Here is a 5,335-nt window from a genome sequence, read left to right on the forward strand (position 1 = left end):
TCGGCGGTTCGCCCGCCGCGAGCCCGATCTCGCGCAGGGCGCGGGCGAACCGCGTGACGTTGTCGACGAACAGGAGGACACGCAGTCCCTGATCGCGGAAATGCTCGGCGACCGCTGTCGCCGCCTGCGCGCAGGCCACGCGTTCCGCCGCCGGACGATCGGATGTCGCGACCACCAGAACCGACCGGGCGAGCCCGTCCGGCCCGAGATTGTGTTCCACGAACTCCCGCACTTCGCGTCCGCGTTCGCCGACGAGCGCGATTACCGCCACATCGGCATCGCTGCCCTTGACGATGGCGGACATCAGGCTGGATTTGCCGGCGCCTGCCTCGCCATAGATCCCCAGACGCTGGCCCTCGCCGCAGGTCAGCAGCCCGTCGATCGCGCGCAGCCCGATCGGCAGCGGCCGATCGATCATCCGGCGCGTCATGGCCGAGGGCGGCTGGGCGAGGACCGGGGCGGTGGGCCCAGGGGCGAGAGGGCCACGGCCGTCGATCGGCTGGCCGAGCGCATCGATCACCCGGCCGAGCACACGATGGCCCACGGGGAACTGGCGCTTCTGCCCGGTCGCGATGACTTCGGTCTCCGCGGAGATCCCGTCCAGGCCGCCCATCGGCGTCAGGAGGACTTCCCGGCCGGAGAGGCCGATGACCTCGGCCTCCATGCTCCAGCCGCGTCTGGTATCGCGCAGGCGGCACATCTCGCCGATCGCAACATCCGGCAGGGTCGCGCGGATGATCGTGCCCGTGGCCGAGACGACGCGCCCCTGCACGGGCCGGGTATCGATGGCGCCGGCCTGCGCCCGCAGCTTCGGCAGGAAGGCGCGCATCCGGCTGATGGCGTCTTCCGATGGTTCTTCAGGCTGCTCTTCGCGCGGCGGATCGCGGGTGTCGATCAGCAGTGGCGGTCGTTGCGTATCGTCGGGCGTATCGTCGGGCGTGCGACGTGCGAGGCGCAGCCGGGGCCGCGCGGGGGCGTCCTCGGCATCGGGCAGGAGATCGGGCGCATCCTCGACATCGAGTTGGCCGGATCCGAACGCGACATGACCCTGGGTCGCCCTTGCGCTGTGCTGCGCGCTTGCCGACGACATGCGTCGGGTGTCCGGCATCGGCCCGTGCCGGAGCGCGTCCGGGCCCGCGGCCTGCAGGGCAGAGCGTCCGGAGCCGCCCTGCAGGATGCCCGGTCCGGGAGGGGGGCCGGGTGAGGTCGCGTCCTGATCGAAGCGTGCGGCGTGGTCGGGCATCATCGGGTCGACGGGCGCGGGCGCCGTGTCGTCCATTCCGCTGTCGAAAAGGGGTTCGTCGCCCTGTGCGGGTGATGTGCCGGCCTGCGTATCGTGGAATTTCGCGCGGGCGGGTGGGCGCAGCTCGCGCGAGGCGTGTTCGGAAGCCGGCCGGGGGGGAAACATCTCCACCGGATCAGGCCGTGCTGCCGCCTGGCGGCGTCTGGCTGTCGCCGGTGGGAACGGTGGCTTCCTGCCAACGCGCACCCAGCCGTTCGCGCAGAACGCGCACCTGGGCCTGAAGGCCGAGCTCCGCCGTTCCGTATTCGCTTTCGAGCACGCATCGTCCCGGGCCGAACTCGGCATCGACCTCGATCCGGATCAGGCTGCCGGTGGCCTGCAGTTCGTCGCTCAGCGGCCGAAGTGCCGCCACGCAGTCGGGTGCGATACGCAGGCATGCGCCCGTGTCGCGACGGACGCGGCCCAGTCCATGGCGGATTGCGATCGGCAGGACCTCGTCGAGGTCCACCCGGCCGAGCATGTCCTCGACCACGTCGGCGACGATGTCCGCCAGTCCCGTTTCGATATCGTGCAGGACGCGGGCCGCCGCATCGCTCGTGGCCAGGATATGCCGGGCCATGTCGGTCGCGGCCCGGGCCAGCCCGTCTTCGTAGCCGCGTTGGCGCGCGGCCTCGCAGGCGGCCCCGGCCTGCGCGCGCAGGGCCTGCGCATCGGCGATGGCCGCGCGATAGGCGGTCCCCGCGTCGCACCAGACCCCCATCTCCTCGGGTGTCAGGATGACCGTGGCCGGTCTGAGAGAGGCAAATCCGTCAGACATCGGCTGCGAGCGTTCCGTCTCGTGCTTCTTCCTGCGCTCCGCCGAGCGCCATCACGACCGCCAGGATCACGCCGTCATGCGTGGCTGGTGCGGGCGTCGGGAGCCCTGCTGCCGGCAGGCGCAGCAGGGCCCATGGCCGATAGGCGTCCGAGACCATGTCGCGCCAGCGCGCAAGGCAGCTCCAGGCGGCCTCGATCACGGCGCCTGCAAGGTCGGACGGCGTCTGTTCCACCGGGACCGATGGCAGCGCGATGCGGCCCCGCGCGGCCTCGCGGATGCCGAACAGGCGTGCGGGCGATCCCATGGCGCGCTCCAGAACCGCCACGGACGGCGCATCGACATAGCGGGCCAACTGCCGCCCGTAGATTATCGCACCCATGCGCGCGCCTGCCTCTTCCACGGCATGGCGCGGCAGCAGGGCCAGCGTATCGACAGCTTCGGGCGGTCCTTCGGGCAGGGTCGTGGCCTGCGGCAGCAGGGCCGCCAGCCGTGGACCCAGGCGCGTGCAGGCCTGCAGCCGCCGGATGGTCTCGCGCTGCAGGACAGGCATCACCAACTGCAGATGGGAAGGATGCAGGTCCGCAACCGCAGGGGCTATCGACCTGAAAGGGCTTGTCCGGGACGCGGCGGTCATGACTGTCCGGCCTGCGTCACGCGGCGTCCGAGACGCGGTCGCGATCCGGAACGAGGCTCACGGCATGGGCGGCCGGTCGCCCATGCTGGCGGCGCCGGCGTGTCCACAGATACCAGCCGCCGCCGGCTGCCGGCCAGAATATTGCGAGCACCCAGCCGGCGATGGCCCATGGGCCGAACCCGCGCGCGGGCGCCGGGGGCAGCGCAGGAGGCTGCACCGGGAGGAGAATGACCGAGACGTGCTCGTAGGTCAGGTCCTGCACGGCGTTGGCGACCAGAAGCTTGATCTTGGGGAGGAGCCCGTCCATGGCCGTGCCCGCGTCGTAGCGCAGGACGACGGCTGCCGTTGCCGGCCGGTCTTCTCCCGTCACGGGGTCGTTGACGGCCGGGGCTATGTGCACGCGTGCGTCCACGACCCCGTCGATGTCATTCAGCGTGTGTTCCAGTTCCTGTGAAATTCCGTAATAGAGCTTCGCCCTTTCCGCTCCGGGGGTGGCGATCAGGCCCTGCTGCTGGAAGACCTTGCCCGTATCGGCATATTCGTTGCGCGGATAATGGGCGGCATGGAGCACCATGACCGCATCGGAGACCGAAGCGCCGGGAACCTCGACCGTGCTGGTCCCGTCCTTGGCGATGACGCGATCCGCCGTAATCCCGTGTTGCAGGAGGATCGCGACCATCTGCATGGCGTCGCGCTCGGACAGGCCGGTGTACAGGACCGTCTGGCAGGCCGTCAGGGCGAGCAGAAGCGGCAGGGCCAGGAGCAGTGACGGCTTGCGGCGCATCGGTCAGCCTCCCTCGCTCAGAAGGCTTTTCAGCGTCGAGGACATGTTCTGGGACGCGACGGTCACGATATGCGCCTCGAATTCCGCGCTCGTGAACTGGACCTCCCGGGAAAACTGCTGATCGTACAGAGCGATTCCCTGTTGCTCGACCGACTTGATGGTCGCCTTGAGATCCAGTTTTCCGCTGTCGTCCTTCCGGATCGCAGAAAATGACCCGTCGTCGGCGGTGCCGGCCCCGTTCTGCGGGTCCGCAGCCGGTACAGTTGTGCCGGACGTGGTGCCGCCGGGCGCGTCCAGAGAGCCGACGGCCTTGGCCATCAGGGTGTCCATGCGCGAAAATGTGCTGCTGATACGGCCAAGGCCCGCGAGTACGCGGTCGCCCAGGGTCGGCGCGTTGTCGATCAACGCGGGCTGGCTGATCGTATTCTGGGGAATGCGCTCGGCGAACGCCGTCTGCATTTCCGGGCGGATTGTCTCGAACGGATCGGATCCTGTGGTCGTTGCCGTCTGGGGCTCGGTCGTCTGCGCAAGGCTTGCAAGCGAAGACGCACCGATCGGGCTCAGGCCGGTCATGACGGATCCCCCCGAACGGAGCGGCCTGCCGGTCCGGCGCGACCGTTTCGGACCGCGGCCGCCGAGGCTTTCGCGCCATGGCGCGGTCCGGCGGCGGGGCCGGCGTGCGGGCACTGTGCGATCGCATACATGCCTCTATCTAGTCCGGCTTACCTGACCGCAACCTGACTGATGGCCGGCCGTGCAGCGAGATTGGCGAAAAGCGCCGGCCTGTGTATCGGGGGTTGAGGCATCGGACGCCCGTATCAGGGCGTGCGACGATCGCCGGATCATGAAGCAGGGTGATGTATGGTGTGGTCGCAAGGATCGTTCCGGCGTGCGGGCCGCTCCCTTGGCCGTGGGGTTGTCGTGCTGGCCGTCTGTGCGTGCAGTGCCGCCGTCCGGGCGGCGCCGCTCGCCCTGCCCGCCCAGGGGCGCTTCGTCGTGTTCGACGAGGCTGTCCCGGATGTACTGTCGCGATTTTGCCAAGCGGTCCAGATTCGTTGCGTTGTCGACCCGACAATATCCGATACGGTGCGTGGGCATTTCACGGCGGCGGATCCGCGTGCCTTTCTCGGGAAGCTTGCCGGCGAGTATCACCTCGACTGGTATTTCGATGGAACGGCGCTTTATGTCTCCCCTGCCGTGGCGACCGTATCCCGTCAGTTCTCTCTCGATGACGTGTCGTTCGATCGCCTGAGACAGCAGCTCGTCTCCGGCGGGATCTGGGATGATCGCTTTCCCGTGCGGGCGGATCAGGACGGTCGTGTCGTCAGTGCCTTCGGGCCGCCCCGGTTTCTCGATCTTGTCGGTCAGACGATCGCGGCCCTGAAGCCGTCCGATTCCAGCACGGTGACCATCTATCGGGGCAGCAATGTCCAGAAGATGGCGCACCCGTAAGGTGCACGTCGGATCGGCAGTACTCTCTGGTCCTGCCGGCGCGGCGCACTGAATCCAAGTGTGAAGTTTAGGTTAAGAGGCTCTCAGAACAGGAACTCGTTGGCAGCTTTTTATAACACGTCAGGTTACAGTCAGTTTCGCGAGATAAGCCTTTCGTAACGCGAGAGCGAAATCCCGGCGACGGGAGCGGGACGATCGCATGATGGAGAGCATCGTGAACGAGATTTCGGGTAATCTGCCGGTTGGCCTGTCCTACACGGGGCTGAGCGACGCCACGACGCAGGGCGCGGACGCCGGCGACTTCAGTGCCTCGCTTTCCCAAGCCGGCAACAGCCAGGCATTGTCGTCGATCAGCAGCAAGCTGGAGCAGATCATTGCTGCACTTCAGGCGCTGGGCCAGAGCGG

The 5,335-nt window shown here is 68.2% G+C and carries 6 protein-coding genes and 1 pseudogene; 2 read left to right on the plus strand and 5 right to left on the minus strand.

The window, feature by feature from the left end; all coding sequences use genetic code 11:
• The 5 genes and pseudogenes from B8446_RS16665 to B8446_RS15775 all read right to left on the minus strand — a co-directional run.
• Positions 1–1,408, minus strand: a pseudogene (locus B8446_RS16665) (hypothetical protein); the annotation flags it as partial.
• A gap of 10 nt (positions 1,409–1,418) precedes the next feature.
• Complete coding sequence (gene sctL, locus B8446_RS15760) at positions 1,419–2,060, minus strand: type III secretion system stator protein SctL (RefSeq protein WP_048851311.1); 642 nt, start codon at positions 2,058–2,060, stop codon at positions 1,419–1,421.
• Positions 2,053–2,610, minus strand: a complete 558-nt coding sequence (locus B8446_RS15765; RefSeq protein WP_148506055.1) for a hypothetical protein — start codon at positions 2,608–2,610, stop codon at positions 2,053–2,055. Before B8446_RS15765 ends, sctL begins: the two co-directional genes overlap by 8 nt.
• Positions 2,611–2,710: 100 nt before the next feature.
• Positions 2,711–3,478, minus strand: a complete 768-nt coding sequence (gene sctJ / locus B8446_RS15770) for a type III secretion system inner membrane ring lipoprotein SctJ (protein WP_048851314.1) — start codon at positions 3,476–3,478, stop codon at positions 2,711–2,713.
• Positions 3,479–3,481: 3 nt separating this feature from the next.
• Positions 3,482–4,051 (minus strand): hypothetical protein, encoded by a 570-nt coding sequence (locus B8446_RS15775; protein ID WP_048851316.1) that lies wholly within the window; start codon positions 4,049–4,051, stop codon positions 3,482–3,484.
• 288 nt (positions 4,052–4,339) lie between these two features.
• Here B8446_RS15775 and B8446_RS15780 point away from each other — a divergent pair, with 288 nt between their 5' ends.
• Together B8446_RS15780 and B8446_RS15785 are read left to right on the plus strand one after the other, a co-directional pair.
• The gene (locus tag B8446_RS15780) at positions 4,340–4,930 is read left to right on the plus strand and encodes a hypothetical protein (RefSeq protein WP_048851318.1); all 591 of its coding nucleotides are present in this window, start codon (positions 4,340–4,342) and stop codon (positions 4,928–4,930) included.
• A gap of 199 nt (positions 4,931–5,129) precedes the next feature.
• On the plus strand, positions 5,130–5,335 hold a 206-nt coding region (locus B8446_RS15785; protein WP_048851320.1), incomplete at its 3' end, for a hypothetical protein.

Source organism: Tanticharoenia sakaeratensis NBRC 103193 (genome assembly GCF_000963885.1).
Classification (GTDB): domain Bacteria; phylum Pseudomonadota; class Alphaproteobacteria; order Acetobacterales; family Acetobacteraceae; genus Tanticharoenia; species Tanticharoenia sakaeratensis.